Source organism: Bradyrhizobium huanghuaihaiense, assembly GCF_025200885.1.
Classification (GTDB): domain Bacteria; phylum Pseudomonadota; class Alphaproteobacteria; order Rhizobiales; family Xanthobacteraceae; genus Bradyrhizobium; species Bradyrhizobium huanghuaihaiense.
In genome coordinates, this window is sequence record NZ_CP104172.1 from 1,155,339 (window position 1) to 1,179,343 (window position 24,005).

Sequence of the window (24,005 nt, forward strand, 5' to 3'; positions counted from 1 at the left end):
GCTCCCCTTTACGCTCCTTTCCTCGAGGCGGCTTTCGGGTGTGTTCGGGCGGCGACGACCGCCGCCCGAACTGGTCGTTACTGCTTGTTGATCGCGATGCGTTTGACCCCCGCGCGCGGGTTCTCGGACTTCGGGAGGGAGATCGTCAGGACGCCGTTCTTGAACGAGGCCTCGGCCTTGTCCTCCTCGACATCCTCGAACGCGATCTGCCGCTGGAACGAGCCGTAGTTGCGTTCGGTGAAGTATCTGCCTTCGTCCTTGCGCTCGCTCTTCTTCTCGCCGCGGATGGTCAGCACCCCGCCCGCGATTTCGATCTGGACGTCGTTCTCCGTCATGCCGGGAAGCTCGGCCGAGATCGTCAGCGCCTTGTCGGTCTCGCTGAGTTCGATCTTGGGCCAGCCGAATTGCCCTTCCACGAGCGGCGACAGGCTTGTGCCGCCGAATCCGCGAAAGACATCATCGAACAGCCGGTTCATTTCGCGATGCAGCGTCATGAACGGATCGTGGGCGCCGCGCGCCGGCGCGAGCTCCTGGTTTCGGGACCAGGGAACGAGATCACGAATTGCCATGGTTTTCTCCTTCGTTGCATGGGGCAGGGAGCGCGCTTGCGCACGCCACGCTCCGACGCCTGATTTCGGATCAGGCCGCCTTCTTCTGCTCGATCTGCGACGGAGAGGTGCCGCTTCCGATCTGGATCCGGCGCGGTTTCATGGCTTCCGGCACCTCGCGGACGAGATCGATGATCAGCAGTCCGTCGCGGAAGGAGGCGTCCTTCACCTGGACGTAGTCGGCCAGGTTGAACACGCGCCGGAACGGACGCGCGGCGATGCCCTGGTACAGGTACTCGCCGGCTGCCTTCTCGGGCTTCCTGCCCTCGATGGTGAGCGCGTTCTGCTCAGCCGTCACGGCGATGTCGTCGGCGCCGAAGCCGGCGACGGCGAGCGAGATCCGGTAGTGGTCCTCGCTGGTGCGTTCGATGTTGTAAGGGGGATAGTGGTCTTCGCTCGCCTGGCGCAGCGTGCTGTCGACGAGGTCGGCCAGGTGGTCGAAGCCGATGGTGGAGCGCCACAGGGGCGCGAAGTCAAAGGTGGTCCTCATAGCCAAGTCCTCCAAAGAGCAAGATGGATACAAGGAGCGCAAGGCAGGTTTCAGAGCGGGTCTGATACCCGGCCCGGCGCCCGCGCCGGGCCCGTGAAGGCGCCCGGCACACCGCTCACGCGGCGAAAAATGACTTAGAAAAGCGAAAAGCCGTTTCAAGAGGTGGGCCGTAAAAAATCTTCACAGTGACCGCTGGCCCCCGCGCCGGCTTCCTGAACGACTCGGATGGGCGGCAAGAGGCATCTTGACAGCGATCCGCGCCCGAATATTTTTCCGCTGGGAATTCTCTTCCCGTCCTCTCAACCCGACAAGGATTACGCCGACCGTCAGGAGTGACGACGATGCTCGATGAAGATCTGGCCCGCGTCCGTGCGCACCGCAACAACATCCACCGCTACCGGCGACTGCTTCGGACGAAGCTATCGGAGCTTGAACGTCAGTTCATCGAACGCCGCCTAGCCCAGGAGCAGGCCACGCTCCAGTGCCTCTCCGCCGAGAGCTTCCCCGTCGCGTTCACGCAGCCAAAAGGTCCGGTTCGCCCCGTAGGACCGGAGGCTGAGCGATGAGCGACGTTCGCGACCTTCTCATCCGCGGCAGCGAAAAGGTCATCGGACATTATCGACTGCTGCTGGCGAGCGCCAAAGCCGAGAGCGAGCGCCAGCTCTACAGAAGGCGGATCGAACGCGAGCAGCGGCTACTGGACGAACTGCAGGGCGGCTTTCCGGATCGGTTCGCCGCATAGGCTCTTCCGAATGCCCCGCGACCATGACCGCCGTCCGAATCTCGGGAGGGCAATTCGTCATCGATCGATGCAACCGACGTCAGTTCGGAAGTCTTCCGTCGAGCGGTCCTTGCTGCTTGAGGAGGATGATCCGGCCACTGCGCAGACGATGCATGACACTGCCACCGTATTGCATGTGGCTTGCCGTCAGCCCCTCGGCCAAGCTTGCTCGCAGTTCATTGCGGGGAGCGGACGTCCTCGTCGCCGAGTTGCGCGACAACCCAATCTGCGAAGGCTCGCACCGCCGATCGCTGTCGGCTGGCGCGCGGGTAGATCAGGCGGTGACCGAAGTAGCGGATATCGTTCGCGCGTCCTGACAGGGGCGCCACCAATCGCCCGCTCGCCAGTTCGCGCTCGGCCAACAGCGTTGATTCCAGCGCTACTCCCAATCCCTCTGCAGCTGTAGCAATCGCCAGAAAGCTGCGATCAAACCTCATGCCATGCAGGGCAGGGGCTTCCAATCCGTTGGCAGTGAACCATTGGTGCCACTGCACTTGCTTCACGTCGGAGCGGATCAGCGTCTGATCGAGGAGATCGGCCGGGTTTCTGATCGATTTTGCCAGAGCCGGGGAGCAGAGCGGCGTGACCGTCTCCTCCGGAAGAGGGACGACCTCGACGCCCTCCGCCCGCGGCGGACCGCAGACGATATCGATGTCGAAATCATCGTTGCTGAACCGCGCATAGTCCGTATTGGCAGCCAGTCGAACCTCGAGCTTGGGGTAAGCGGCGAGAAACTGTGCAAGCCGGGGTGCCAGCCATTGCGCGGCAAAGCTCGGAGCTGAGTGGACGCGCACCAATTGCGGTCGCGCGGCAACTTCTTCAAGGCCGCGGCGAAGCTGATCGAAAGCGGCTCCGGCGTGGCGCATCAGATTCTCGCCGGCCGGCGTGAGTCGCACAGAACGAGCGCTGCGCTCGAACAGAATGGTGCGGAGCGTGCCCTCCAGCTTGCGGACGGCATGACTGACCGCGCTGGGCGTCAGGTGAAGCTCATTCGCCGCATCGCGAAATGATCCAGTGCGGGCAGCAGCTTCAAAAGCGCGAATTGCGGATATTGGCACATTGGACAGCATCCTATAAGTGAACCAGACGTTGAACGACAAGTCGTAGCAGTCCAACCATCCTTGCTCGCCCAGATTCGCCCTCGCTGCTGCCAGATAGCGGCACGCCGAAGAATAGGCGGTCGAGGCCTTGGCGCGCCTGCCAGCGATCAGGTTCCGTTCGGCGAGGCGCTCGCGCTCGTCCCGCGACGTGATCAAGGCCGCGCCGCGGTTGAGCTGATTGACGATCTCGAAGATCGCTTCCTCCTGTTGTTCGGGAGGAATCTGGCTCGAAAGCAGCCTGCCGATGCGAAGGTGCGCCTCGGGACGTGACGCCTGCGGTATCAGCGAATAGACGGCTTCCTGAATGCGATCGTGGGCGAACTGATAGGCGAACGCGCGCCGATGGACCAGTTCCTGACGCTCCGCCTCCCACAGCAATGCGTGGACCTCTTCCTCAGACGTCCCAAGGACGAGCGAAAGCGTCGCGATATCAGCGGTGTTTCCGAGACAGGCGAGCTGCTGCAACGCCTCCCGTGTTTTGGCGGGCAGGCGGGCCAGCTTCCCTACCATGAGATCCACGACATTGTCGGTGTACCCCTTGGCGTGAATGCCCTCGAGGTTCCACGACCACCGCGCGGCGTCGTGATCGAAGCTGAGCAGTTGCTGTTCGGCAAGCGCGTAAAGAAACTGAATCGCGAAGAACGGATTGTCACCGGCCTTGTCGTGCACCAGCTGCGCCAGCGGCGCGGCGCGCGCCGGCTCGCAACGCAGCGTATCCGCTATCAAATGCCCGAAATGTTCAACGGCAAGCGGCGCAAGCGCAATCTCCTCTACCCTTCCGCCGGCGCTCGTGATGGCATCGAGCTTGCGCCTCAGCGGATGGGTGGCATCGACTTCGTTGCTCCGATAGGCGCCGATCAGCATCAGGTTCGTCAGATCCGACCCGGTCAGCAGATTGTCGAGCAGGTCAAGCGTCGCTGCGTCCAGCCATTGCAGATCGTCGAGGAAAAGCGCCAGCGGGTGCTCCGGCCGGGCGAACACGCCGATGAAGCGCCGAAACACCAGCTGGAAGCGCCGTTGCGCGTCTTGAGACGGAAGCTCGGACACTGGTGGCTGGTCGCCGATGATGAGCTTGAGCTCGGGAACGAGGTCGATCATGAGCCGTCCGTTCGAGCCCAGCGCCTCCAGAAGGGCGTCGCGCCACCTTGCCAAGTCGGCCTCACTCTTGCCGAGCAGAAGCCGCACGAGGCTCTGAAAAGCCTCGGCGACTGTGGCATAGGGGATGTCGCGCTTGTACTGGTCGAATTTTCCGGCGGCGAACAGTCCACGCGGAGGCACGAGCGCCTTGTGCAGCTCATGCACGACGGCGGACTTGCCGATGCCGGAATAGCCGGAGACCAGCACCAACTCTGGTCCCCCGCTGTTGACGATACGGTCGAAAGAGGCGAGCAAAATCTCGACCTCGCGCGCCCGCCCGTACAGTTTTTCGGGGATCAGCAGCCGGTCGGGCGTGTCGTGTTCGCCCAGTGGGAAGTCGTCGATCCGATGCTGAGCCTCCCATGAGGCAAGGCAGTGCTGGAGGTCGCTTTCCAGACCAAAGGCCGTCTGATAACGTTCCTCGGCGGTCTTGGCGAGCAGCTTCATGATGATGGCCGAGACGGCGCCGGGCACTTCCTTTCGCCGCTCGCCGGGCGGGTCCGGCCGTCTGGCGATATGACAATGCACCCATTCCATCGGGTCGGACGCGGTAAACGGGAGCTGCCCGATAAGCATCTGATAAAGGGCGATGCCGAGGGCGTACAAATCACTGCGCGAATCGATTGACCGGTTCATTCGTCCGGTCTGCTCGGGCGCCATATAGGCGAGTGTACCGGCGATGTCCTCGGGCAGGGCAGGCGCCTGGCGCTCGCGCGGTAGGCGCGACGCGATGCCGAAGCCCGTCAGCCAGACTTGTTCGGTAGCCAAATTGACGAGCACATTGGCCGGCTTGATATCCTTATGAATGATACCGCGTTCGTGTAACCCGCGAAGCGCGGCCGCTAAGCGGATTGCAAACCGCAAGAACTGCCCTACGTCCATCGGACGGCCGAGATGCCGATCCAACGGCTGGCCGCCGGGATCCTCGAGGACCAGCACGGTTCGTCCGCCTTCGCGGACGAGCTGAAGAGGCTGTACCGCCCATGCGCGGTCCAGCTGGTCCTTCAATCCATATTCATGAGCGAGACGATCTAGAGTAGCAGGTGCTGGATGTTCAGCTGTGGGCAGCACGACCAGCACACCGGCGTGATCAGAGTCAGCGTGACGTTCTCCTCGGCAGAAGAGGCGTTCGCCGTCCTCCCATAGGATATGCAACTTGCTAGTCTCATCCGCGCTGAACAGCTTGGCGGAATCTAACTGCTGTACTCCGCCCGCAACCGGCGCGGCGCTTGCAGGCTGAGAGGAGGTCAAGGACATTCCTGCGCCCCCGGCGATAGAGCCAGCTCCAAGGCTGCTTGAATGGGGGCCAAAGATATATCACTGGCCCCTCCGCCGAGCGGAACGACCCCGCTCGCGCTCTTGAGCGAGCGCTCGGCGACCGTCAGTTCTAGGGCGCCCAAAGAGGATTATCATTGGCCCGGCTAGAATAATAGGACTGTCTCCCTGCCCGTTTGAGATGAAAATCCCGGCGGGCGGGGCGCAATCATTCATCACTTCGGCATCCGCCCAGATTGGAGGCCGCGCCCTTCGATATTTTTGTCCTGTTGTGGTCGCGCGCGCCGGCGAAGTGGTCGGCAAGGAGGAATTATGCCCAAGCCTGGCGGAAACATACGTGGAAGAATCTTTGATTCAGATAAGCGCTCTGCGCCGTCGTGGCGACCATCTACACTACCGTTTCATGGCGAGCTGCAGTTTCGTAGCCCAGGCGCGACGGGCCAAAAGTTCATGATCGTGCCCGGATCATCATGATGGCCTTGGCCACTGTGCGCGGATTCAGGCCTAGCGCGTGGATCACTTCCTTCTTCTTGCAGCCGATTGCGCTCAAGGTAGCCGCGCACCCGCTCGACGTTGAATGCTTCCAGCTCCTTGGAGCCGGGACGTAGGTTCAGCGCTTCAATGGTGCAGAATTCGAGAAGCATGCTCGAGGCTACCCATCAGGTCATGTACGCCATTCACGCTCAGAGCTGGTGGCCGAGCGAGCCGATGCTTTGGCCGCATCAACAAGCGAAGCCTTCTCAGCTCGCCGCTCGTAGCCGTCGGCAAGGGCCTTGAGCTGACCCGCAATCGCATGGTCGGTCACGGTTTGCGCAGCGCGGAGCAAAGTCCGTGCTGTCTCCAAGTATGCCTTGCCTCGTTGTGATATCTGCACCATCACAAAGCCCTCGTACGGTTTTCTGGCAGCTGGTTGAAGGCGGTCAGGAGCCAGCCTACCCAATTGCGGTCACTTTCTCTGCGAGCTCTGAGGCGATCGACGCACTTCTTGGAACAGAGCGGGGTTCGCCACGAGTAGTGCCGGACGAGACCAAACTTGCCATCACAAACTGCGCACCGCGCGGCTCTGCCAGATCTAAGACTTTCGGAGCAGGTGGGCATTGTAAATCTCCTCTTGGCTTTATCGCAGCTGTTCGTCGATCATCCTATTTTCACTGTCGCAGTTCATAAGCCTGCGTGCTTTCCGGACAAATGCAGCCTAGGACGATCGCGACCGGCGGTTCAATTAAACCGTAGGTAAACGTCGAGCATCTAAAGGGATGATGGAGTTATGCGAAGGCTTAGCGCGCTCGCCCTGAAAAGCCGACCTCTTCCGTAATGGGGGTCATTCGCGTCGATATTGCCGCGGCCGCTGTCTCGTCCGCTAGCCGCAACTCGGCGGGCAATATCTGCCGGCGCGTTATTGGGGATCGGGAAGACTAACTGTCGTTGATCTCACCGAGCACGTAACTGTCGGTCTCGCCGGAACGGGACCGACCGAACGTGAAATCCGCGTCCCAAATCATGGGAAAATCGTACGTCAGGACGTCTAACAGAGATGTCAGCTTCGGCGTCCACTCGTTTCCCATCAACCGGCGCAGGTTCTGGAAGCGCGGGGCAGCCTTCTGACAAGCTACGCAACGCGTAGAATGCGCCTTTCGCTTCTTCGCTTGCGCGAGGCGCGTCTCAAGCCGTAACGAACTACTTAGGGCTTTAGACCCTCGCGCTTGCGGCCCGGTGCCGAGTAGCGCTTGCGTACGCGCGCGACTTCGGTGGGGTCGGGCGTCGGGACAGGAAACCTGCCGTCCGCCTCGCGCGGGCGTGCGTAGTGTCTGGTCTAGGTTTCGTCGCTGGCGTGGCCCAACAGCGCCGCCACGATCGCAAGTCCGAGCTCCTTCTCCTCCGGCGTGCGAGCGGGAGCCACGTAGACCGCCTTCCATCTCGCCGCCGCGGCGTGCCGGGCCGACGAAAGGGTGGGGCGGCGCTTCCGCGTCGGGAAGAGCTGCTTCGTGACCCGACGCATCAGCGATTCCAGCGTTGAAATGAGAGTCTCATAGCGTCCATTGCCGGCCGCTTCGCGAGCCGCGAAGATCCACGCCTTCGTCTGGTCGACAAGTTCTGTGGGCAGCCAAGCCCAGCGCAACACGCGCGTTTCGCCGTGAGCCCGGCCATTTCCGAACTTGCCGTTCACGAACACCAGTTCCCAAGCGTAGTCGGGATCGCTGGAGGGCCGGAGTTTGGCGCTTGGCCACTCCTCTAGTCTGGCGCCGGTCAGCGATCCAACGGTCAAACAGTCCACCAGGATACCAGCATTCGGGCTCGTGGTGGCCAGTGCACCGTGGCAGATGCGATCCAGATCGTCGTCGAGGCGCTTCAACTTCTGCTGCGACGTGCGCAACAATCCATCGTCGGATCTTTCGCGCGATTCGACATCCTCCAGGAGCGCAATCGCCGCACGCATTTCCGGCCCCAAGGTCGGCTGATCCTCTGCGACCTCGTTCATCATGAAACGTAGGGCAGCGCGATTTTGGCGGAAACTCGACGGTGCAAGTTCGCCGCGACGGTCAACCAGGTTTTGAGCGAGTTCGCTCGGCGACAGCCGGCGTCCTGCTTTCTTGGCGCCCGCTGTCGCCATCTGCTTTGCACGGTTGCGGTATGAAACTTTGGTTTTCTCGGTTCGGGTGGTCATCATGCATCTCAGTCAGTTGAGCCAGGGCGGGTTCAGAATGTCGTGTCGGCGGCAGTGTGAAGCGATCTCGTGCACGAACGCCTCGACGGCCATCTTCGCCTTAAGCAGATAGTCGGGTCGGAACGGGCTATAGATGGTGGTCGTTTCTTTCGAGTCCGGGGGCTGGATATGCCCAAGCCAAAGGCTGATCTCGAGCGGCGCTACGCCCCTCGTCTGCATGTACCTGCCGAGCGCATGCCTGATCGAATAGGTGTTCTCTCCGCCGGACAATTTCGCGCGCCGGCAAGCCGCGCCAAAGCCGGTGTCAATTTCTCCGACAGGTTCATGATGCCAGGTCACAATGTGGCCTGGCGCCAGAGCTTGGGTCCAGGGCGCAAGGGTGTCAGCAATGGGCAGCACCGGCCTCCACTTGTCGGTCTGCAGCCGCCCCGGCGGGTTGAGATCGAATAGATTGTAACGGTGATCGATCTGCGCCGTGGTCGCATCCAAGATCGCGCCGATCCGGCTTCCTGTGTTCAGCAGATAAACGACGGCGATGAGAAGGTGCAGGAAATCCAGTTGATCGATCGCAGCCGCAATCTCTTCCGGATCCATCACCCGGCCTTTCGGATCTGCGCTGCGGGCCTGGTTCTTGGAGAGGTAGTACGGAATATACGGCAGGTGATGGCTGGGCAGCCTGCGGTTCTTGACGGCCGTCTTGACTGCACTGCGTAGGATCGTGAGCGTGCGATGGACGGTGGATAAGGAAATACCCTCTCCCACTGCCGCATCGCGGAACCGGTCGAAATCGTCCGGCACTGCGGTTTGCAGCAGTTGATCACCCATCAAACGGACCATCCGCCCAATCGCGATCCCCGCAAACTCGGCGGATTTGTGCTTTGCTGCATATGGTTTGAAGAAATCGAGAACCTCAGCGACGGTGCGCAAAGGCTTTTGCGCCAACGCGGACACCGGATCGCCGGTGATGCCGCGCGCGGCAAGATTACGGACCTGATCGATTGCCTCTCCGGCATCCGTCGTATGCAACGAGCGATAAATAGTCTTCTGAGTGTCGACGAGATACGTGCCGACGTAGAAGTGAGGCTTGCCAACGCGCTGGCAAACCTTGAAGCAGCCGTACGTTGCGATTTCTTTGTAAGCCATTAGTCGACGACGACCTCGGAGGGGCTTTCCGCCGCGTGATCATCTCCCGTCGACCGCTGCTTATGAGTAGCGGTGTGGCTGGAGGGGCTCATGCCGCTCGCGAAAGCCCGCACCTCGCGGGCCGCGAAATAGAGCACGCGGAAGCCGGCGATGGCCTTCAGCCGCTCTTCGCGAACAGCCTTCCTGACAGCACCTTCGCTGATGCGGAGGGATTGAGCCACCTCTGCGGTCGAGAGCAGGGCATAATCCGAGCAGGTGTCGAGATCGATCATCTGAGTGGTACTCCATTTACCATATCACTGGCTTATCTTGGTCGCGCCGCGACCCAAAGCCTGCCATTGAGCGTTCTATGGCCGCCGGAAACGGTCAACAGCCCGGCTGAACGCAACCCGGGAAAACCGGTTAAAACTCCGGAGGAGGTGTCCGAACTCGCCCCGGAGCCGGAGGCTCCGGACAGTCGCGCCGGGCAGAAGCACCGTAACATAGGCGGGAGGCAGCCGACGGTAACGACGGTAGAAATCGAGCACGAAGGTCGCTGCTTCGCGCTCGATCCACCGACGCCGCCGCACCAGGTAGGCGACACGCTCCTGAAGCCTAGACGGTGACACCGGCATCGGCATGCTTCACCTCCAGCATCTTGCGGAGCTCGGCTCCGGTGCGCTGCCACCACACGGCCAATTCGGAAGCGCAGGCGCTCGCCGCGAAGACGTGCACACCGAGATGGGCCGCCAATTTGTCGAACGGCAGCATCAACGCCGAGGCGATATCGAGGCCAGCATCCGAACAGACCTGCAGGGCGCGCCCCGCAACCAGCGGGATGCGCAGCTGCGGAATGTCCCCTGCCGCCGTCTTCAGGCGGGCAAAGGCTTCGGCCTGTTCGGACTGCACCGGCCAGTCGAACGGCCCGTTGCGGCCAGACAATCCGAGCGCGCGAGGGAGGTTCGGAGCGACCTTCTCGAGCCCCTTCAAATAGCGTTCGGCTTGAGCCATATGCTCGGCGGAGCAACTCGTCATGACAATCGACATGCCACGGATGCCCATTGAGGCAAGCGTTGCGTCGAAATTCGTCGCAGCAAGCACCTCTAGCCGATGTCCAGCGGTCCCGCCGGGCCAGTCGACGATCACGGCGCCGCCGGTTCGGGGGATCAGCATGACCGCCTCGTACAGCGGCGAGAGCACACCGACCAGGCCCCCGGTACGCGTCGCCGCGGTGGTGAATTCCTCGAGCGGGATGAAGATGTCGGTATCGGCGGCGCCCGGGTCCTGCCCGCGGCGGCGGGTGCTCTCGATGCGCACGCATGTCACTGGCCGGCCCACCTCCCGGTACAGATGGCTGATCCGATTGGCCAAGGTGCTCTTTCCGATCGCGGTCCCATCGGACCCGATCTCGATGAGGTCGACCAAATTGGCCTTCGTTTGCGTCTTAGGCGTCTTCATCATTCAAACTCCTGAGGTGTGCTAAAAGCGCCGCGGCGCGGCGGGTGTCCGCCGGCAGGTCGAGACCGGCCGGCGATCCGTTCGGCGACGGCCGAAGGGAGCTGGTGGCGCGCGGAGACACAGGCGCGTCCTGAACTGGGAGGGTGTTGAGCGACATCGGGATCGTCGCTCTGCCAACTGCTACATTAGCCTGCAGGGCATTGCAGGGGTCTGCAGCGACCGGCATGTCCGTGCCGGTCCCGGTCGGGGATTGCCGCATGGCGGGCGCACGGGCGGCGCGCTCGCGGGCTCGGCTGAGCGCGCTGGACACCGTGCCTGGGGGCAGTGGCGTGCCGTCCTTGCGTGTAACGCCGACCTCAGCCAACAGCCGCCCGATCATCACCGCGGTCGCTCCTGCTGCGGCAAGGTATTCGAACAGGCTGATATGAGCCTCAAAAATGCTCTGGAAGCAGGCCGCCCCGAACACGCCGCGGCCCTCGCTGCCGATCAACAGCAAGTGCTGGCGAGGTTCGGGAGGAAGGCGATCGAGCAGGCGTCCGGTCGGGCGGGAGGGCACTTTGCTCATCCGAGCACCTCCAAGGGCCTTGGACGCTTTCCACGAACCTTCCACGTTGGGCCCAAAACGCCGGAAAATAGCCCTGAACGGGACCGCACAGGCCGGGACGGAAACGATTTCAAATCAACGAGATACGCCGGCGAGCCCTTCCTTGACATGGTAGGGGTCACAGGTTCGATCCCTGTCGTGCCCACCACGCTTCGCCTTCGGCTTCGCGTGGCACAGCCTGGAAAATTGCGGCGAAGCGTGTCCGGCGAAGCTCGAAGAGCGTAGACGGACTGGAGCGTCGTGCTCCGGAGGCCGAAGCCCAAAGGGCGCAGGCGGGCTTGTAGCCGCGAGCTTCGGCTAGGCAAGCCCAATCCCCTCTACTTCAGCGCGTAGCCCGGATGGAGCGAAGCGCAATCCGGGGTCTATCCCCTCGAAAACTGTCCCGGATTACGCTGCGCTCCATCCGGGCTACAAGACGGCTAGCAATCCCCTCTACTTCAGTTCCGTATTCGCGACCGGCATGATCGAGGCGACGTGCCAGCCGGTCGCGTCCCGAACATAGGTCTGGCTGATCAGAAACGTATTCTGCTGCGGCGGCTTGCCCGCAGGCGCGCGCGTGAAAACGATGGGGACGAGGATCTGCATGACCTCGTTGGAGAGCACGGCGACGTGGAATTTCGATATGTCGGGCTCGAGGTGCCAGGTGCCCTCGTAATAGGTCTTGAAGCGCGCGGCGACGTCATCGCGGCCGCGCGTCTCGATGCCTCTGGCGAACAGCAGCGTGCCGGGTGAATTCAGGAGCATGGCCTTCACCGCGTCCGCATCATGCGCATTCTGCGCCGCGATGAATCTTTCGAAGATGGTTCCTGCCTCAGCGTCATTTGCGGCAGCGCGCGCGCCTCCGGCCGACCAGAACGTTGCGGCGAGAAGCAGCGCCGCGGTCATCGCCGCAACATGACGGCGTCGTGAAAATCGTGGTGACCTGATGGTGCTTGGAGACGTTTCGGGCCGGGTCATGTTCACCTCTGGTCGCTTGCAGGCATCATTTGAATGCTGATCGTCATACCATTGATGGCGGCGCCCGCGTTTTCAGGATTGCACGATCGGCGGTAGCCCCGAGATCACGGAAGGGTTAGTCGAGCCTTTCGGATGTCGTGGCACGCACGAGGCGAGCTCTCGCCAGCAACACGAAGTTGAGTTATCGTCTGGTGCATCCGCGACCGCGGACGGGTTCGGCCCCGACGTCAGGCTCACGCGCACGCAGACCATCATGCAGGGCGCGTCTTATTGCGACTTCCGTTATCGGCGCGACGGAGGTGGATCACAGTGAGGGGAACGATGCGGACCAGCTGTCTTGCCGTGGCGGCGCTGGCGTTGATGGCGTCACGCGCCGACGCCGCGATCATCGACTGGCAGGCCGAGCTCCAGCGCTGCCGCGAGCTGCGCCAGAACGTGACACCGCTGCTGCAGGCCGGCGAGGGGATATCCGCCGTCGGCCGTTCCAACAGATCCGTCCGCCGCTGCATCTGGATCCAGCGCATGGCGGTGCGGAAGAAGATCCCGGGCGCGGAGGTGTGGTAGTGTTGCGGGCCATGCTGTCGCCCCACATCCCGTCATTGCGAGCGCAGCGAAGCAATCCAGAATCTTTTCGCGGGTCAAAGTCTGGATTGCTTCGCTGCGCTCGCAATGACGACGTGGAGGCAGCGCGCGCCAGTCTATAACCGTCACCCTGAGGTGGCCGCTTCTTCAGCGGCCCTCGAAGGGCGACGGCCCGGCTGTATCCGGGCCGTTCATCCTTCGAGGCTCCCGGCGCGATGCATTTGCATCGCGCCACTCGCACCTCAGGATGACGGAGTGGAGAGTTTGCTCGCGAGCAGCAGGCCTTTCAACCCGGTCGGATAGAGGCTCGGCCCGCCATCCACGTCGAGATCGGAGAGATCGAACCAGCGCGCGACGATCTCTTCTCCGTTATCCTCGCGGAAGTCGATGCGGTCCTGGCCGTTGAAGGTGCCCTCCGGAAACGCGACCTCGGCGATGAACATCACCTCGTGCCCGGTCGATCCCTCGTGCACAAAAATGTTCTCCAGCATCAAGGGCTCGCCCGTGATGATGACGTCGATGCCGAGCTCTTCGTTGAATTCCCGCACCAGAGCGCGCCGCCAGCTCTCGCCGAACTCGATCGCGCCGCCGAGCGGACGCACGCCCTTGATCCGCCCCGCATCATCGCGAACCTCGGCCGCCAGCAGCCGTCCGTTCCGCCAGTGCAGGCCGATCGCGACGACGCGGATATGCGGATGAGGGCGCCAGGTGGTCATGGGGGATCGTTATCGCGCGCGCCGCCGCTGTGCAATGCGCGCGGGCGAGGTCTTGTGCGACTGGATCGGCACCGCCTTTGGCATGCAAACGCCTCGCAGCCTTGATCCGTGACTCGCCGCCTGCCATTGTCCGCTCATCCGCCTCGGCGATGCGCCCGGCGCGATCGAGGTTGCGGCGTTCGGCGCGATGTGTCGCTTTGCCGGACGTGAAAGGAAGACAGGTTGGCGAGATGAGCAGTGTGAACAAGCCCGGCGGCAACTACCTGCCGGTGATCATCCACGGTGGAATTGCGTATGTCAGCGGTCAGCTGCCGCGTCGCGGCGAAGACCTGCTGTATGCGGGCAAGGTCGGCGCGGGTGTCGACATCGCGGCCGCGCAGGAGGCGGCGGCACTCTGCGCCGATCTCTGTATTGCGGCCATTAACCACGCAACGGGCGGCGAGGACAGGATCGTCCAGGTCCTGCAGGTCGTGGGATACGTCGCTTCGGCGCCTGGATTTACCCAGCAGTCGCAGGTCATGAACGGTGCCTCCGACCGGCTGATCGAACGCCTCGGCGATCGCGGCCGTCACACGCGTACGTCCGTCGGCGTCGCCGAGTTGCCGCGGGGAGCGCCGGTCGAGCTGAACATGATCGCCGCCGTTCGGTCGTAGGAAGCGGCCCTATTTCACGAGATATCTGGCGACCGCCGCCTCGTCCCACGCGATCCCGTTACCCGGCTCCTCGCTCGGCAGCGCAAAGCCGTCCTTGATCGTCAGCCGGCTCGCCAGCACCGCATCGGCCCAGTCGACATATTCCAGCCAGTGCGCGGTCGGCGTCACGCAGAGCAGATGCGCGCTGACTTCCGAGAACAGGTGCGTCGACATCTCGATGCCGGCGGCATGCGCCAGCGCTGCGGCACGGAGCCAGCCGGTGACGCCGCCGATGCGCTGGACGTCGGGCATCACGTAGTCGCAGGCCTCCGCCGACAGCGCGGACTGCATCGCAAACGCGCTGTCAAAGTTCTCGCCGATCTGGACCGGCGTGCGCAGCGCATCCGCGATGCGGGCGTTCCCGGCGTAGTCGTCGTGGCGGACCGGCTCCTCGATCCAGCAGAGGCCCTCGTCGTCGAGCATCTCGCCGCGGCGGATCGCTTCGGTGACCGTGAGCGCCTGGTTGTAGTCGCACATCAGCGTGACGTCTTCGCCGACGGCCTTGCGCACCGCGCGCACCACGGCAAGGTCCTCCCGCGCATCGCTCCGTCCGACACGGATCTTTGCGGCGTGAAAACCATCGGCCAGCAGCTTGTGCGCCTCCTCCACCGCGGCGCCCGCCGGCATGATGCCGAGGCCCTTCGAATTGTAGGCCTTGACCGGCTTCGGTGCGCCGCCGAGCAGGCGCGCCAGCGGCAGGCCGCGTGTGCGCGCCAGCGCATCCCAGGCCGCCATGTCGATGCCGGATTGCGCCAGCCGCTGCAGGCCGGCGAGGCCCAGCAGAGTGAAGCGCTGGGTCAGCTTGCGCTCGATCTCGAACGGCAGCAGCTCGTCGCCGGCGACGAGCTCCGACATCTCCGCGACCATCGCGGTCAGCGGCTTCAAGGCCGACGGCGTGATCGAGAACAGATAGGCGTGCCCCACCGCGCCCTGGTCGGTCTCGCAGTCGATCAGCACCAGCGGTGCTTTTGCGACGGCTCCGGTCGAGGTCTGGAGCGGCAGGTTCATCGGCACGATCACGGGGCGCGCGACAAAGCGCTTGATACGGATGGTCTCAGTCATGGAATCTCCCGGCGGAGTGAATGCAGGTTCATGCCGATCTTAAACGGTTGTGATGAAACGAACAGCCGCCTGCCGCGACCACCATGAAATGGGGTTGCGCCGGCCTGCTTTTATTGGCTCTGTGCCGCCGCATTCCTTGCCGCAAATCCCTCGACTTTGCGACAAAATCGCACACGACGGAGCCACAGAGTGAAACAAGAGATCTCCGAAGAACAGCGCAAGAGCGGCATCCTCATCGGCGCCGTGATCGCCTTCCTGCTGCTTGCCCTGCCGCTCGCGGTATGGCTGGACCTGACTGAGCTCTCCAAGACCGCGCTGCGCCGGCAGGCCGCCGATCTCAATTCGGTGATCACCAGCGTGCGCAGCTATTACGCGACCAATGTGGTCGGGCGGGTGCTCGCCAATCCCAACGGCACCACAAGGGTCGTTCACAACTACGAATCCGTCCCCGGCGCGATCCCGATCCCGGCGACGCTGTCGCTCGAGCTCGGCCGGGTGATCGGCGCGCAGCAGGAGAACATCACCTACCGCTTCGTCTCGGACTTCCCGTTCCAGAACCGCGCCCCGCACCAGCTCGACAAGTTCGAGAAGGATGCGCTCGATGCGCTGCGCAGGGATCCCGAGCAGAAGATCGTGGAGACCGAGACCTCGCTGTTCTCAGACAAGGTCCGCCTGATCGCGCCGGTTACCATGGGGCCGGCCTGCGTCAGCTGCCACAACAGCCATCCCGAGAGCCCGAAGAAGGACTGGAAGGTCGGCGACGTCAGGGGCATCCAGGAGGTGATCATCGCCCAGCCGATTGCCGCCAACATCTTCTCGTTCAAGTTCCTGCTGGCCTATTTCCTGATCGCGGCCGGCAGCGGCCTGTCGTTCCTGTCGCTGCAGCGCCGCCAGGCGCGCCGCATCAAGACCATGAACAAGGAGCTCGAATCCGCCAACGACTTCCTGGCCTCGCTGTCGATGAAGATCTCGCGCTACATCCCGCCGCAGGTCTACAAGAGCATCTTCTCGGGCCAGAAGGACGTCACCATCCACACCGAGCGCAAGAAGCTCACAATCTTCTTCTCCGACATCCAGAATTTCACGGCGACCGCGGAGCGGCTCCAGCCGGAGCAATTGACGCAGCTTCTCAATGAATATTTCACCGAGATGTCGGCGATCGCGCTCGAATATGGCGGCACCATCGACAAGTTCATCGGCGATGCCATGCTGATCTTCTTCGGCGACCCCGAGACCAGGGGCGACCGCGCCGATGCGCAGGCCTGCCTGCAGATGGCCTGGCGCATGCAGCAGCGCCTCGCCGAGCTCAACGCGAAATGGCGGGCGTCCGGCATCGAGCAGCCGTTCCGCTCGCGCATGGGCATCAATTCCGGCTATTGCAATGTCGGCAATTTCGGCAGCACCGACCGGATGGACTACACCATCATTGGTGCCGAAGCGAACCTCGCCGCGCGCCTGCAATCGATCGCCGAGCCCGGCGGCATCGTGCTGAGCTACGAGACCTTCGCCCTCGTCAGCGACATCGTTCGCGCGCACGCGCTGCCCGCGATCACCATGAAGGGCATCAGCCGCGAGGTGATTCCCTATTCGGTCGACGCACTGAACGACGCCGCGGCGGAGAAAAGCGGCATCATCACCGAGCGCGCACCGGGGCTGGAGCTCTATCTCGACCCGGCCATGGTGAAATCAGGCGACGCCGCCCGCGTGCGCTCACTGCTGGAGAACGCGCTGGCCTCGCTCAAGCCGGCGTGAGGGTGCTTTCTTACCCTCCCCTGGAGGGGGAGGGTCGGCTCACATGAAGCGTAGCGCAATGTGAGACGGGGTGGGGTGACGGTCTCTCCGCATCGAATGCTGCCCGTGGGGAGAGATCACTCCACCCCGCTCGCGCTGCGCGCGATCGACCCTCCCCTCCAGGGGAGGGCAAGAGCCCAACTCTCACCGCGCCGCGCCCTCCGTGAACGCCGTCTCGATCACCTCGCCAAAAGGCTGCCACGAACGGCCGTCGAACTGCACCAGCCGCATCTGCCTGATCGGCAGATAGCGTTCCGGCGAGGTGTTCATCCTGATATTGGGCAAGGCGACCGAAGGCTGATAGTCCCTGAGCGAGGCCGCCTGGCGCATGATGTTGTCGCGCGAGAGGTCGTCGCCGCATTGCTTCAACACCTGCGTCAGCGCCTCGGCCGCGGCGTAGCCGTAGACCGCCGCGCTGCTGTTGGTGCTTTCGACCTGATGGTACCTGTCCATGAACGTGAACCATTCCTTCATGGCGGGATCGTCTTTCCAGGCGGGATCGCTCGGATCCTTCAGGAACGCCGCCGAGATCACGCCGGCCGAATTCTCCAGGCCCGCCGGCGCCATCGCATTGGCGATCGTGGCCGAGGCATCGTTCACGATGAAGACCGGGCGCCATTTGAGAGACGCCGCCAGCTTGATCACCTTGGACGCGGTCGAAGGCACGCCGAGAAAGACGAAGATATCGGCGCCGGCGCGCTTGAGGATCGAGACGTGTCCTTCGAGATGCTCGTCGTTGATGTCGAAGGCGATGTCGACGAGGACGTGGCGGTTGAGGTCACCCAGGCCTTCCTGGATGCCCTTGTAGAGCTGGCGCCCGAACTGGTCGTTCTGCCAGAGCACGACGATCTTCTTCCTGGGATAATAGGCCTGGATGTAGTTGGCGTAGATGCGCCCCTCCGACCGGAACGACGGCTGCCAGCCCATGGTCCAGGGAAACGCCCTGGCCTGGCTCAGCTCCTCGTCGCCTGAGGCGACGAACAGCTGCGGGATCTTCTTCTCGTTCAGATACCAGCGCGTGGCGAGATTGCCGGGCGTGCCGAACGAGCCGAACATCACATGCACGTCGTCCTTCTCGACCAGATTGCGCGTCAGCTCCAGCGCGCTTGCCGGATCGGAATTGTCGTCGCGCGTGATGAAGCGGATCCTGCGGCCGTTGATGCCGCCACGCGCATTGATCATGTCGAAATAGGCGGCTTCCGCCTGGCCGATCGCGCCGAACTCCGACAGAGGTCCCGAATACGGCATGAGATTGCCGATGCGGATTTCCTTGTCGCTTGGCAGTTGCTCCGAGTGCTGCTGCTGCTGCGACATCGCGCCGAGCGACGCGATGGCAATCATGGACACGAACAGCATCCTGCCGATGACGCGCATGTTCGACACCTTGTCGTTGGCCCCCAACGAGGTCGGCTCATTCCGCACCAAGGCCGCTTGATCTAGGTCAAGCGTTTGTCATTCCTGTGGCCTGTTGGGCGAACGAAACGGCAGGCATGTTGACCGGGCCGCCTGTATCTAACCCGTCATCCTGAGGTGCGAGTGGCGCGATGCAAAGCATCGCGCCGGGAGCCTCGAAGGATGAACGGCCACCGCGGCAACCGCGCGGACGGAGCCGGGCCGTCGTCCTTCGAGGGCCGCTGAAGGAGCGGCCACCTCAGGATGACGGTGATGGACTGTATCGCGTTTGGGATTTGTAGCCCTCGCCCGCCTACGGCAGCCCCCGCGCCTCCAACTGATGCACCAGCAGCAGTGTCGGCTCCGCAAGGCTGTCGCCGGAGCCGTCGAGGCCGAACGCGGCGGCGATGCCGTCGCGGTTGCGCAGCAGTGCGCTGCGCGGGCAGTGGCCGGCGCCGCAGAGTGTCTTCTTCAGCGTCTCGCCCTGCGCCACGAGGCCGGCGGAATCGTCGGCGGCCCAGGCCAGCACGATGGGGACGTCGACATTGAGGATGCCGGGAAAGACCGATCGCTTGTCATATTGGGTCGCGTCCGTGCCGAGATAGGCCTTCTCGCTGTCGCTGGCCTCCTTGCCGACGCGGTAGATGCCCGAGACCAGCACGACGCCGGCGACGTCGGCGCGGTCGGTCTGCAACTCCGGATGCGCCAGCAGGGTGGCGACGTGAAAGGCGCCGGCGCCATAGCCGACCGCGACGATCTCGCGGGCATCGCCGTTGAAGAGGTCGATATTGCCGTGGATCCAGGACAACGCCGCTGCCACGTCGGTCGCCCCCATCGGCCAGGTCGCCGCCGGCGCCAGGCGATAGTTGACGCGGACCCCGATCATGTCGTTGCGCGCGGCAAAGCACATGGCCTGGTCCTGGATTTCGCGGGCCAGGTCCGGCGCGGCGCGGTCGCCGGTGAAGCTGTCGCCGGTCACGAACAGCAGCACCGGCCGCGGCGTATCCGCCTTGGTCGCGCTGGCGGCGACATCGAGCACCTGGGCCTCGCTCTCGCCGTAGCGCAGGCCGCGCGAGAAGGTGACCTGCTCGCACAGCCGCGCGGTGCCGCCGGCGGTCGTGTCGGAATCGGTGAGGCCCGCCGGGACAAGATCTGACGGCGCGGTCAGCCGAGCCGGCAGCGGGCCATGCGCGGAGGCGGCAGTCACGGTCAAAAGCAGCAAAAATGCGAGGTAATTCTTCATCATGGTGCCGGCCTTGCGCGCCTGTTATTGGCTCGCTCCCTGGGCCTGTCTTCTCAATTCGCCTTATTAGTTGGCTGGTGTTGAGGCGATTTCACGGCACTTGCGGCTCGTGCGCCCGGCCGCACTCAATTCCCCGGCTGGAAGGTGCAATCCGCGCCGCTGCCGTCCTTGCGCCTGATCGCGTTGGGATCGATCGTGCAGCTCAACTTGGACAGGCTTTCGAAGTTCGATCCCGCCGCGCCGTCGGGCGGCACGCCCGCCAGCGCTTCCGTGGCGAAGATCTCGTTGGCGGTGGAGCCGTTCACGGTCTTCACCTTCTTGCCGAAGGTCACTTCGCAATTGCGAATGGTGATGTCGACATTGCCGGTGCGGCAGACGATCCGGTCCGCGGTCACCACGATGGCCTTCTTGTAGGGAATGTCGGCATTGGCGGCGAACAGCATCGCCACCGCCTTCCTCTCGGCGCCGGTCAGGTCCGGGGACAGCGGCGCGATCACCCCCGCGAGCGCCAGCGCGGTCGCGCCCGAGACCTTTGCGGGCGTGGCTGCGGCGGCGCCGGCAAGGGGGAATGCGCCGGCAACGAGGGCGCAGGCGAGGATCGCTGGACCGGATCTCATCCCTCTCTCCCGGAACTTCAGGCGGCCTTCTTCCGCTTGACGGTCTTCTTTGCGGTCTTCTTGACGGCTTTCTTGCCCTTCTTCGCCGCCTTCTTGGCCGCAAGGTAGGCCTCGACCTTCTTGGAGGAATGTCCGGCGGCGGCCACGGCGGCCTTCAGCCTGGCCGGGGTGATCTTGAATTTCTTCGACCAGTAGCGGACCTCATAGGCCTCGCCGAGCGCGATCCGGCTCTTGTCGGACGCGCGGTGCTTCTGGAGCTTGATGTAGTCCTCGACCTTCTTGGCGGAGCGGCCGACCTTCTTGACGGCGTATTTCAGCTTGGCCGGGGTCACCTTGAACTTCTTCGACCAGTAGGCGACTTCGTATTTCTCGGTGAGCGCGATCAGGGCGCGATCGGCGCCGCCCCGCTTTGCCTTGTTGTCGGCCATGCTTCCCTCCTGCCGTGGATGGCATCCAGTCTAGCATGCAACCGGATTTGGAAGGCAAGACGCGAGCCTCGCGCCGGTTGCGCGGAGCGGCGGTTTTGCACCGATGAGTCAAGCCGTTGCGCTGCGCGACCCCGCCTCAAGCGGGAAAGCGGTTTCTACTGTGCATGGGGTTGTTTTCGCAGTTTTTGTTTTGGACGGCCTGCTTACCGCCGCTTCATCGTCCGGAAGGTGATGGAGTAGCGCTGTGCCTCGACCGGCGGAATGCTGTGCTTCCATTGCGAGCGCGCCTCGCCATCCATCAGATAAAGCGAGCGCGGCAGGGCCTCGAGCGTGTGGCGCTCCCATCTGTCGCCGCTGCGGCGGCGGAAGCGGAATTTGCATGGCGAACCTAGCGACAAGCCGAGCACCTTGTCGAAATGCGGCTTGTCGCGATGCCAGCCGATGCCGACGCCGGCCTCGTATTCGGTGCACAGCACCTGCTGCACGCTCTCCTCGGTGAGCCCCGCCCATGCCTCGACCTGGCGCGCAACGGGCCGCACCCACGCGGGGATCGGATCGGCCTCGGTGAGCCGTTGCAGCGCGTAGTCATAGCGGTAGCCGAAGGAGGCCACGCGGCGATTGCCCTCGAACGCGCCGAACTGGAAGCGTTGAAGCGGCAATGCTGCGATGCGGCCGATCAGCTCCTGCTCGATGGCGCCATCGATAAAATTGTCCGTATAGCGAAGGCCGGTCGGGCCTGCCTGCGGGTCGGCGAACAAACCTAGCTGCGTCATGCCTCGCATTTCCGTGATGGAACCTAATGGCGGCTGGTGCGACTTATCTAATGACGCGGGAAGAAACGTGCGAGGCTGTCATGGCAGAGAAGCATACCGCCGATCCGGCAGAGATCATGCGGGCCACCGGTCATCCTGAGTTGGAATACGCCGCCGGCTGGACCATCGCAGGTCTCGTCACCATCGGTACCATCGTCGCCGCCTGGGTGTTCGCGATCTAGGCCACCGGAAACTGGAGTTCGAAGGCCGCGCCCTCGTCAGTGGGCTTGAGCCTGATCGAGCCGCCATGGCTCGCCATCACCGCACGCGCGATCGCCAGCCCCATTCCGGTCCCGCCCTGGTCGCGCCGGGTGGTGAAGAACGCATCGAAGATCCTGTCGCGGTTCGGCGCCGATATCGGCTCGCCGTCATTGCTGACCGTCACAAGCAGGGTCGTCCGCGCGTCGACCGCCTCCAGCCTGATTGTCCCGGCCTTGTGCCGCACCGCGTTGTCAGCGAGGTGTGACAGCACGATCAGCGCCTTCTCCGAGGACATGCCGATCGTTCTGTCGAGGCTGCCGCTGGCCTCGATCGCGCTTGCCGGAAAGCGGCTTTTGAGATCGGCGATCACGGGCGCAAGCTCGGTGCGCTCGTTCTGCGGCAGGCTCTCGGCGCGGGCGAGCTCCCGCAACCGCTGCGCCATCGCCTCCAGCCGCTGCGTGTCGGACAGGATGTTGGCGATGAACGTGGTCTGCTCGGCCGGTGTCAGGCTGCCGGCCTTGCCCTGAACCGAATCCTGCAACAGCTCGGCTGCGCCCTTGATCGAGGTCAGCGGCGATTTCAGCTCGTGGGTGAGGTGGGCCGAGAACGTCGCGATATAGTCGGAGCGCCGTGCCAGCTGTTCGGCCATGCCGAGGAAGCTGTGCGAGAGCTGCGCGAACTCACGCGTGCCGTAGTGCCGGAGCGGCCTGAACGCCTCGCGGTCGCCGCGGCCGATTCGCGCGGCGCGGTCGATCAGCTCACGCATCGGCAGCGTGATGGTGCGCGAGAACACGAGGCCAATCAGAATCGTGCCGAGGATCACGGCCAGCCCCGCCAGCACGAACTTAGCCCGCTCCTGGTAGAGATGATCGAAAATGTTGCTCGGCGTCCGCGTGGTGTAGATCACGCCGGCGACGCGGTTGTTGACGATGACGGGCATCGCCGAGAATACGTGCACGCCGAGGCCGCGGCTGAAGGAATAGATCGGCGGCGGCGGCTTGTCCGGCACGCGGTTGCGCAAGGTGGCCCGGTACTGCCCGTGCAGTGCGTCCGCGACCTCCTCGATATGGGCAAGCGACTGCCCGACCTCCTGCCGCCCGGCGATCACCACGCCTTGCGGATCGAGGATGCGAAAGCCCGCCAGCGTCACCTTCTGGGTCTCGCGAATGATCGGCGTCAGCTTGGCGCCGATCTCGACATAGGCCTGCTGCGCCGGCTGCGGCGCGGGTAGTGCATCGGGCCGCCGCCGCAGCAGGTCGTTGGCGGTGAGGTCGAGCGCGGGCCGGATCGGCGTGACCTGGTCGCCGGGATCGGGCAGCACGTTCGGCGGCACTTCGGGGCCGAGTGCGAGGCCGCTGCCGAGCCTTGCCGTGACCTCCTGTGCATAGATCGTCGCCAGCACGCGGCTCTGCGCAATCAGCTCGGCCTGGGTCTGGCGGATCAGCTGGTTGTCGTAGAGACGGAAGAAGAACAGGCCGACCAGCGGCAGCACGCCGACGGTCGTCAGCACCGCGAAGATCACCAGCCCCAGCGACGGGCGCCATTTGTCAGGCGCCGCGCTCATGCCTCTTTCTCGCAGCGGCCGAGCTTGAAGCCGACGCCGTGGATGGTCTCGATGACGTTGTCGCAGGCGAGCGCCGCGAGCTTGGCGCGGATGTTGCGGATGTGGCTGTCGATGGTGCGGTCGGAGACCTGGATGTTGAGCTGGTAGGCCGCCCGCATCAGCTGCTCGCGGTTGAACACCGAGGTCGGCCGGGTCAGGAAGGCGCGCAGGATGCCGAACTCGATCGCGGTGAGCTTCAGCGGCGTGCCGGCGAAGGTCGCCACGTGCTGCTCGGGATCGATCAGCAGGCCGCCTTGCACCAGCGCAGCCGGACTTGTTTTGGCCTCGCCATTGCGCGGGCTGAGGCGACGCAGGATGACGTTGACCCGCGCCACCAGCTCGCGCGGGCTGAACGGCTTGGTCACGTAATCGTCGCCGCCGATCTCGAGGCCGAGGATGCGGTCGATCTCCTCGTCGCGCGCCGACAGGAACAGGATCGGCACGTCCGAGCCTTTGCGGATCTCGCGGCAGACGTCGAGGCCGTCGAACTCGGGCATCCCGATGTCGAGCACGATGAGATCGGGCCTGTCGGCGGCAAAGCGGCTCAGCGCCTCCTTGCCGTCGCGCGCCTCGATCACGTCCATGCCGGCCTTCTTCAGGGCGACGCGGATGACCTCGCGGATGTGGCCCTCGTCGTCGACGATGAGAATACGATTCGCCAAGAAACTC

The 24,005-nt window shown here is 63.8% G+C and carries 26 protein-coding genes and 2 pseudogenes; 7 read left to right on the forward strand and 21 right to left on the reverse strand.

Annotated elements, in window-relative coordinates; genetic code table 11:
• Positions 1-77 precede the first annotated feature (77 nt).
• A complete protein-coding gene (locus tag N2603_RS05420) occupies positions 78-569 on the reverse strand; it encodes an Hsp20/alpha crystallin family protein (protein ID WP_260387966.1) in 492 nt (163 codons plus the stop codon).
• Between the two features lie 70 nt (positions 570-639).
• A complete protein-coding gene (locus N2603_RS05425; RefSeq protein WP_260387967.1) occupies positions 640-1,098 on the reverse strand; it encodes an Hsp20 family protein in 459 nt (152 codons plus the stop codon).
• A gap of 341 nt (positions 1,099-1,439) precedes the next feature.
• Between N2603_RS05425 and N2603_RS05430 the strand changes: the two genes are divergently transcribed.
• Together N2603_RS05430 and N2603_RS05435 are read left to right on the forward strand one after the other, a co-directional pair.
• Positions 1,440-1,664, forward strand: a complete 225-nt coding sequence (locus N2603_RS05430; RefSeq protein ID WP_260387968.1) for a hypothetical protein — start codon at positions 1,440-1,442, stop codon at positions 1,662-1,664.
• Positions 1,661-1,840: a hypothetical protein gene (locus N2603_RS05435; RefSeq protein WP_260387969.1), complete on the forward strand. Its 180-nt coding sequence runs from the start codon at positions 1,661-1,663 to the stop codon at positions 1,838-1,840. Before N2603_RS05430 ends, N2603_RS05435 begins: the two co-directional genes overlap by 4 nt.
• A 215-nt stretch (positions 1,841-2,055) precedes the next feature.
• Here N2603_RS05435 and N2603_RS05440 read toward each other — a convergent pair whose 3' ends face one another.
• The 10 genes and pseudogenes from N2603_RS05440 to N2603_RS05480 form a co-directional block, all read right to left on the reverse strand.
• Complete coding sequence (locus tag N2603_RS05440) at positions 2,056-2,949, reverse strand: LysR substrate-binding domain-containing protein (RefSeq protein WP_260424150.1); 894 nt, start codon at positions 2,947-2,949, stop codon at positions 2,056-2,058.
• 945 nt (positions 2,950-3,894) lie between these two features.
• Positions 3,895-5,373 (reverse strand): annotated as a pseudogene (locus N2603_RS05445) (serine/threonine protein kinase); the annotation flags it as partial.
• Between the two features lie 419 nt (positions 5,374-5,792).
• Positions 5,793-6,035 (reverse strand): hypothetical protein, encoded by a 243-nt coding sequence (locus N2603_RS05450; RefSeq protein WP_260387970.1) that lies wholly within the window; start codon positions 6,033-6,035, stop codon positions 5,793-5,795.
• A gap of 771 nt (positions 6,036-6,806) precedes the next feature.
• Positions 6,807-7,307, reverse strand: a complete 501-nt coding sequence (locus N2603_RS44855; protein ID WP_341850467.1) for a Cj0069 family protein — start codon at positions 7,305-7,307, stop codon at positions 6,807-6,809.
• Positions 7,205-8,056, reverse strand: coding sequence for a hypothetical protein (locus tag N2603_RS05455; RefSeq protein ID WP_260387971.1), 852 nt, complete (start codon positions 8,054-8,056; stop codon positions 7,205-7,207). Before N2603_RS05455 ends, N2603_RS44855 begins: the two co-directional genes overlap by 103 nt.
• Before the next feature lie 12 nt (positions 8,057-8,068).
• Entirely contained in the window at positions 8,069-9,199 is a 1,131-nt protein-coding gene (locus N2603_RS05460; protein ID WP_260387972.1) for a site-specific integrase, read from the reverse strand.
• Complete coding sequence (locus tag N2603_RS05465) at positions 9,199-9,471, reverse strand: helix-turn-helix domain-containing protein (protein WP_260387973.1); 273 nt, start codon at positions 9,469-9,471, stop codon at positions 9,199-9,201. Before N2603_RS05465 ends, N2603_RS05460 begins: the two co-directional genes overlap by 1 nt.
• 322 nt (positions 9,472-9,793) lie before the next feature.
• Positions 9,794-10,603: a hypothetical protein gene (locus N2603_RS05470; RefSeq protein WP_260387974.1), complete on the reverse strand. Its 810-nt coding sequence runs from the start codon at positions 10,601-10,603 to the stop codon at positions 9,794-9,796.
• 19 nt (positions 10,604-10,622) lie between these two features.
• Positions 10,623-11,201, reverse strand: coding sequence for a hypothetical protein (locus N2603_RS05475; protein ID WP_260387975.1), 579 nt, complete (start codon positions 11,199-11,201; stop codon positions 10,623-10,625).
• A gap of 471 nt (positions 11,202-11,672) precedes the next feature.
• Positions 11,673-12,125, reverse strand: a complete 453-nt coding sequence (locus N2603_RS05480) for a DUF4440 domain-containing protein (protein ID WP_260387976.1) — start codon at positions 12,123-12,125, stop codon at positions 11,673-11,675.
• A 271-nt stretch (positions 12,126-12,396) separates the two neighbouring features.
• Here N2603_RS05480 and N2603_RS05485 point away from each other — a divergent pair.
• Both N2603_RS05485 and N2603_RS05490 read left to right on the forward strand, forming a co-directional pair.
• Positions 12,397-12,510, forward strand: a pseudogene (locus N2603_RS05485) (L-2-amino-thiazoline-4-carboxylic acid hydrolase); the annotation flags it as partial.
• 8 nt (positions 12,511-12,518) lie between these two features.
• The gene (locus N2603_RS05490; protein ID WP_260387977.1) at positions 12,519-12,761 is read left to right on the forward strand and encodes a hypothetical protein; all 243 of its coding nucleotides are present in this window, start codon (positions 12,519-12,521) and stop codon (positions 12,759-12,761) included.
• 260 nt (positions 12,762-13,021) lie between these two features.
• Here the strand turns inward: N2603_RS05490 and N2603_RS05495 are convergent, their stop codons facing one another.
• Positions 13,022-13,495 (reverse strand): NUDIX hydrolase, encoded by a 474-nt coding sequence (locus N2603_RS05495; RefSeq protein WP_260387978.1) that lies wholly within the window; start codon positions 13,493-13,495, stop codon positions 13,022-13,024.
• A 230-nt stretch (positions 13,496-13,725) separates the two neighbouring features.
• On the opposite strand from N2603_RS05495, the gene N2603_RS05500 reads away from it, so the two are divergent.
• Positions 13,726-14,148: a RidA family protein gene (locus N2603_RS05500; RefSeq protein WP_260424151.1), complete on the forward strand. Its 423-nt coding sequence runs from the start codon at positions 13,726-13,728 to the stop codon at positions 14,146-14,148.
• A gap of 9 nt (positions 14,149-14,157) precedes the next feature.
• Here N2603_RS05500 and N2603_RS05505 read toward each other — a convergent pair whose 3' ends face one another.
• The gene (locus N2603_RS05505) at positions 14,158-15,249 is read right to left on the reverse strand and encodes an enolase C-terminal domain-like protein (protein WP_260387979.1); all 1,092 of its coding nucleotides are present in this window, start codon (positions 15,247-15,249) and stop codon (positions 14,158-14,160) included.
• Positions 15,250-15,438: 189 nt separating this feature from the next.
• On the opposite strand from N2603_RS05505, the gene N2603_RS05510 reads away from it, so the two are divergent.
• Positions 15,439-17,001, forward strand: a complete 1,563-nt coding sequence (locus N2603_RS05510; RefSeq protein WP_260387980.1) for an adenylate/guanylate cyclase domain-containing protein — start codon at positions 15,439-15,441, stop codon at positions 16,999-17,001.
• Positions 17,002-17,184: 183 nt separating this feature from the next.
• Here the strand turns inward: N2603_RS05510 and N2603_RS05515 are convergent, their stop codons facing one another.
• From N2603_RS05515 to N2603_RS05535, 5 genes are all read right to left on the reverse strand, one after another.
• Complete coding sequence (locus tag N2603_RS05515) at positions 17,185-18,414, reverse strand: ABC transporter substrate-binding protein (protein WP_260424152.1); 1,230 nt, start codon at positions 18,412-18,414, stop codon at positions 17,185-17,187.
• Between the two features lie 331 nt (positions 18,415-18,745).
• Positions 18,746-19,675, reverse strand: coding sequence for an alpha/beta hydrolase (locus tag N2603_RS05520; protein ID WP_311741549.1), 930 nt, complete (start codon positions 19,673-19,675; stop codon positions 18,746-18,748).
• 125 nt (positions 19,676-19,800) lie between these two features.
• Positions 19,801-20,292 carry a hypothetical protein gene (locus tag N2603_RS05525; protein WP_018648511.1) on the reverse strand — a complete coding sequence of 164 codons (492 nt, stop codon included), beginning with the start codon at positions 20,290-20,292 and terminating at the stop codon, positions 19,801-19,803.
• 17 nt (positions 20,293-20,309) lie between these two features.
• Entirely contained in the window at positions 20,310-20,720 is a 411-nt protein-coding gene (locus N2603_RS05530; protein WP_018648510.1) for a DUF3606 domain-containing protein, read from the reverse strand.
• A gap of 203 nt (positions 20,721-20,923) precedes the next feature.
• The gene (locus tag N2603_RS05535; RefSeq protein WP_260387982.1) at positions 20,924-21,493 is read right to left on the reverse strand and encodes an alpha-ketoglutarate-dependent dioxygenase AlkB; all 570 of its coding nucleotides are present in this window, start codon (positions 21,491-21,493) and stop codon (positions 20,924-20,926) included.
• Between the two features lie 80 nt (positions 21,494-21,573).
• On the opposite strand from N2603_RS05535, the gene N2603_RS05540 reads away from it, so the two are divergent.
• A complete protein-coding gene (locus tag N2603_RS05540; RefSeq protein WP_007597071.1) occupies positions 21,574-21,714 on the forward strand; it encodes a hypothetical protein in 141 nt (46 codons plus the stop codon).
• Here the strand turns inward: N2603_RS05540 and N2603_RS05545 are convergent.
• Entirely contained in the window at positions 21,711-23,297 is a 1,587-nt protein-coding gene (locus N2603_RS05545; RefSeq protein WP_260387983.1) for an ATP-binding protein, read from the reverse strand. The two genes, N2603_RS05540 and N2603_RS05545, sit on opposite strands and share 4 nt — an antisense overlap.
• On the reverse strand, positions 23,294-23,998 hold the full coding sequence (locus N2603_RS05550) for a response regulator transcription factor (RefSeq protein WP_018648507.1): 705 nt from the start codon (positions 23,996-23,998) through the stop codon (positions 23,294-23,296). Before N2603_RS05550 ends, N2603_RS05545 begins: the two co-directional genes overlap by 4 nt.
• Positions 23,999-24,005: the final 7 nt, after the last annotated feature.

Bases quoted from the DNA above. Each gene is read 5' to 3' on its own strand.
- N2603_RS05420 (WP_260387966.1), bottom strand. From the start codon at position 569: ATGGCAATTCGTGATCTCGTTCCCTGGTCCCGAAACCAGGAGCTCGCG.
- N2603_RS05425 (WP_260387967.1), bottom strand. From the start codon at position 1,098: ATGAGGACCACCTTTGACTTCGCGCCCCTGTGGCGCTCCACCATCGGC.
- N2603_RS05430 (WP_260387968.1), top strand. From the start codon at position 1,440: ATGCTCGATGAAGATCTGGCCCGCGTCCGTGCGCACCGCAACAACATC.
- N2603_RS05435 (WP_260387969.1), top strand. From the start codon at position 1,661: ATGAGCGACGTTCGCGACCTTCTCATCCGCGGCAGCGAAAAGGTCATC.
- N2603_RS05440 (WP_260424150.1), bottom strand. From the start codon at position 2,949: ATGCTGTCCAATGTGCCAATATCCGCAATTCGCGCTTTTGAAGCTGCT.
- N2603_RS05450 (WP_260387970.1), bottom strand. From the start codon at position 6,035: ATGCTTCTCGAATTCTGCACCATTGAAGCGCTGAACCTACGTCCCGGC.
- N2603_RS44855 (WP_341850467.1), bottom strand. From the start codon at position 7,307: ATGGAAGGCGGTCTACGTGGCTCCCGCTCGCACGCCGGAGGAGAAGGA.
- N2603_RS05455 (WP_260387971.1), bottom strand. From the start codon at position 8,056: ATGACCACCCGAACCGAGAAAACCAAAGTTTCATACCGCAACCGTGCA.
- N2603_RS05460 (WP_260387972.1), bottom strand. From the start codon at position 9,199: ATGGCTTACAAAGAAATCGCAACGTACGGCTGCTTCAAGGTTTGCCAG.
- N2603_RS05465 (WP_260387973.1), bottom strand. From the start codon at position 9,471: ATGATCGATCTCGACACCTGCTCGGATTATGCCCTGCTCTCGACCGCA.
- N2603_RS05475 (WP_260387975.1), bottom strand. From the start codon at position 11,201: ATGAGCAAAGTGCCCTCCCGCCCGACCGGACGCCTGCTCGATCGCCTT.
- N2603_RS05480 (WP_260387976.1), bottom strand. From the start codon at position 12,125: ATGACCGCGGCGCTGCTTCTCGCCGCAACGTTCTGGTCGGCCGGAGGC.
- N2603_RS05490 (WP_260387977.1), top strand. From the start codon at position 12,519: ATGCGGACCAGCTGTCTTGCCGTGGCGGCGCTGGCGTTGATGGCGTCA.
- N2603_RS05495 (WP_260387978.1), bottom strand. From the start codon at position 13,495: ATGACCACCTGGCGCCCTCATCCGCATATCCGCGTCGTCGCGATCGGC.
- N2603_RS05500 (WP_260424151.1), top strand. From the start codon at position 13,726: ATGAGCAGTGTGAACAAGCCCGGCGGCAACTACCTGCCGGTGATCATC.
- N2603_RS05505 (WP_260387979.1), bottom strand. From the start codon at position 15,249: ATGACTGAGACCATCCGTATCAAGCGCTTTGTCGCGCGCCCCGTGATC.
- N2603_RS05515 (WP_260424152.1), bottom strand. From the start codon at position 18,414: ATGCGCGTCATCGGCAGGATGCTGTTCGTGTCCATGATTGCCATCGCG.
- N2603_RS05520 (WP_311741549.1), bottom strand. From the start codon at position 19,675: ATGAAGAATTACCTCGCATTTTTGCTGCTTTTGACCGTGACTGCCGCC.
- N2603_RS05525 (WP_018648511.1), bottom strand. From the start codon at position 20,292: ATGAGATCCGGTCCAGCGATCCTCGCCTGCGCCCTCGTTGCCGGCGCA.
- N2603_RS05530 (WP_018648510.1), bottom strand. From the start codon at position 20,720: ATGGCCGACAACAAGGCAAAGCGGGGCGGCGCCGATCGCGCCCTGATC.
- N2603_RS05535 (WP_260387982.1), bottom strand. From the start codon at position 21,493: ATGACGCAGCTAGGTTTGTTCGCCGACCCGCAGGCAGGCCCGACCGGC.
- N2603_RS05540 (WP_007597071.1), top strand. From the start codon at position 21,574: ATGGCAGAGAAGCATACCGCCGATCCGGCAGAGATCATGCGGGCCACC.
- N2603_RS05545 (WP_260387983.1), bottom strand. From the start codon at position 23,297: ATGAGCGCGGCGCCTGACAAATGGCGCCCGTCGCTGGGGCTGGTGATC.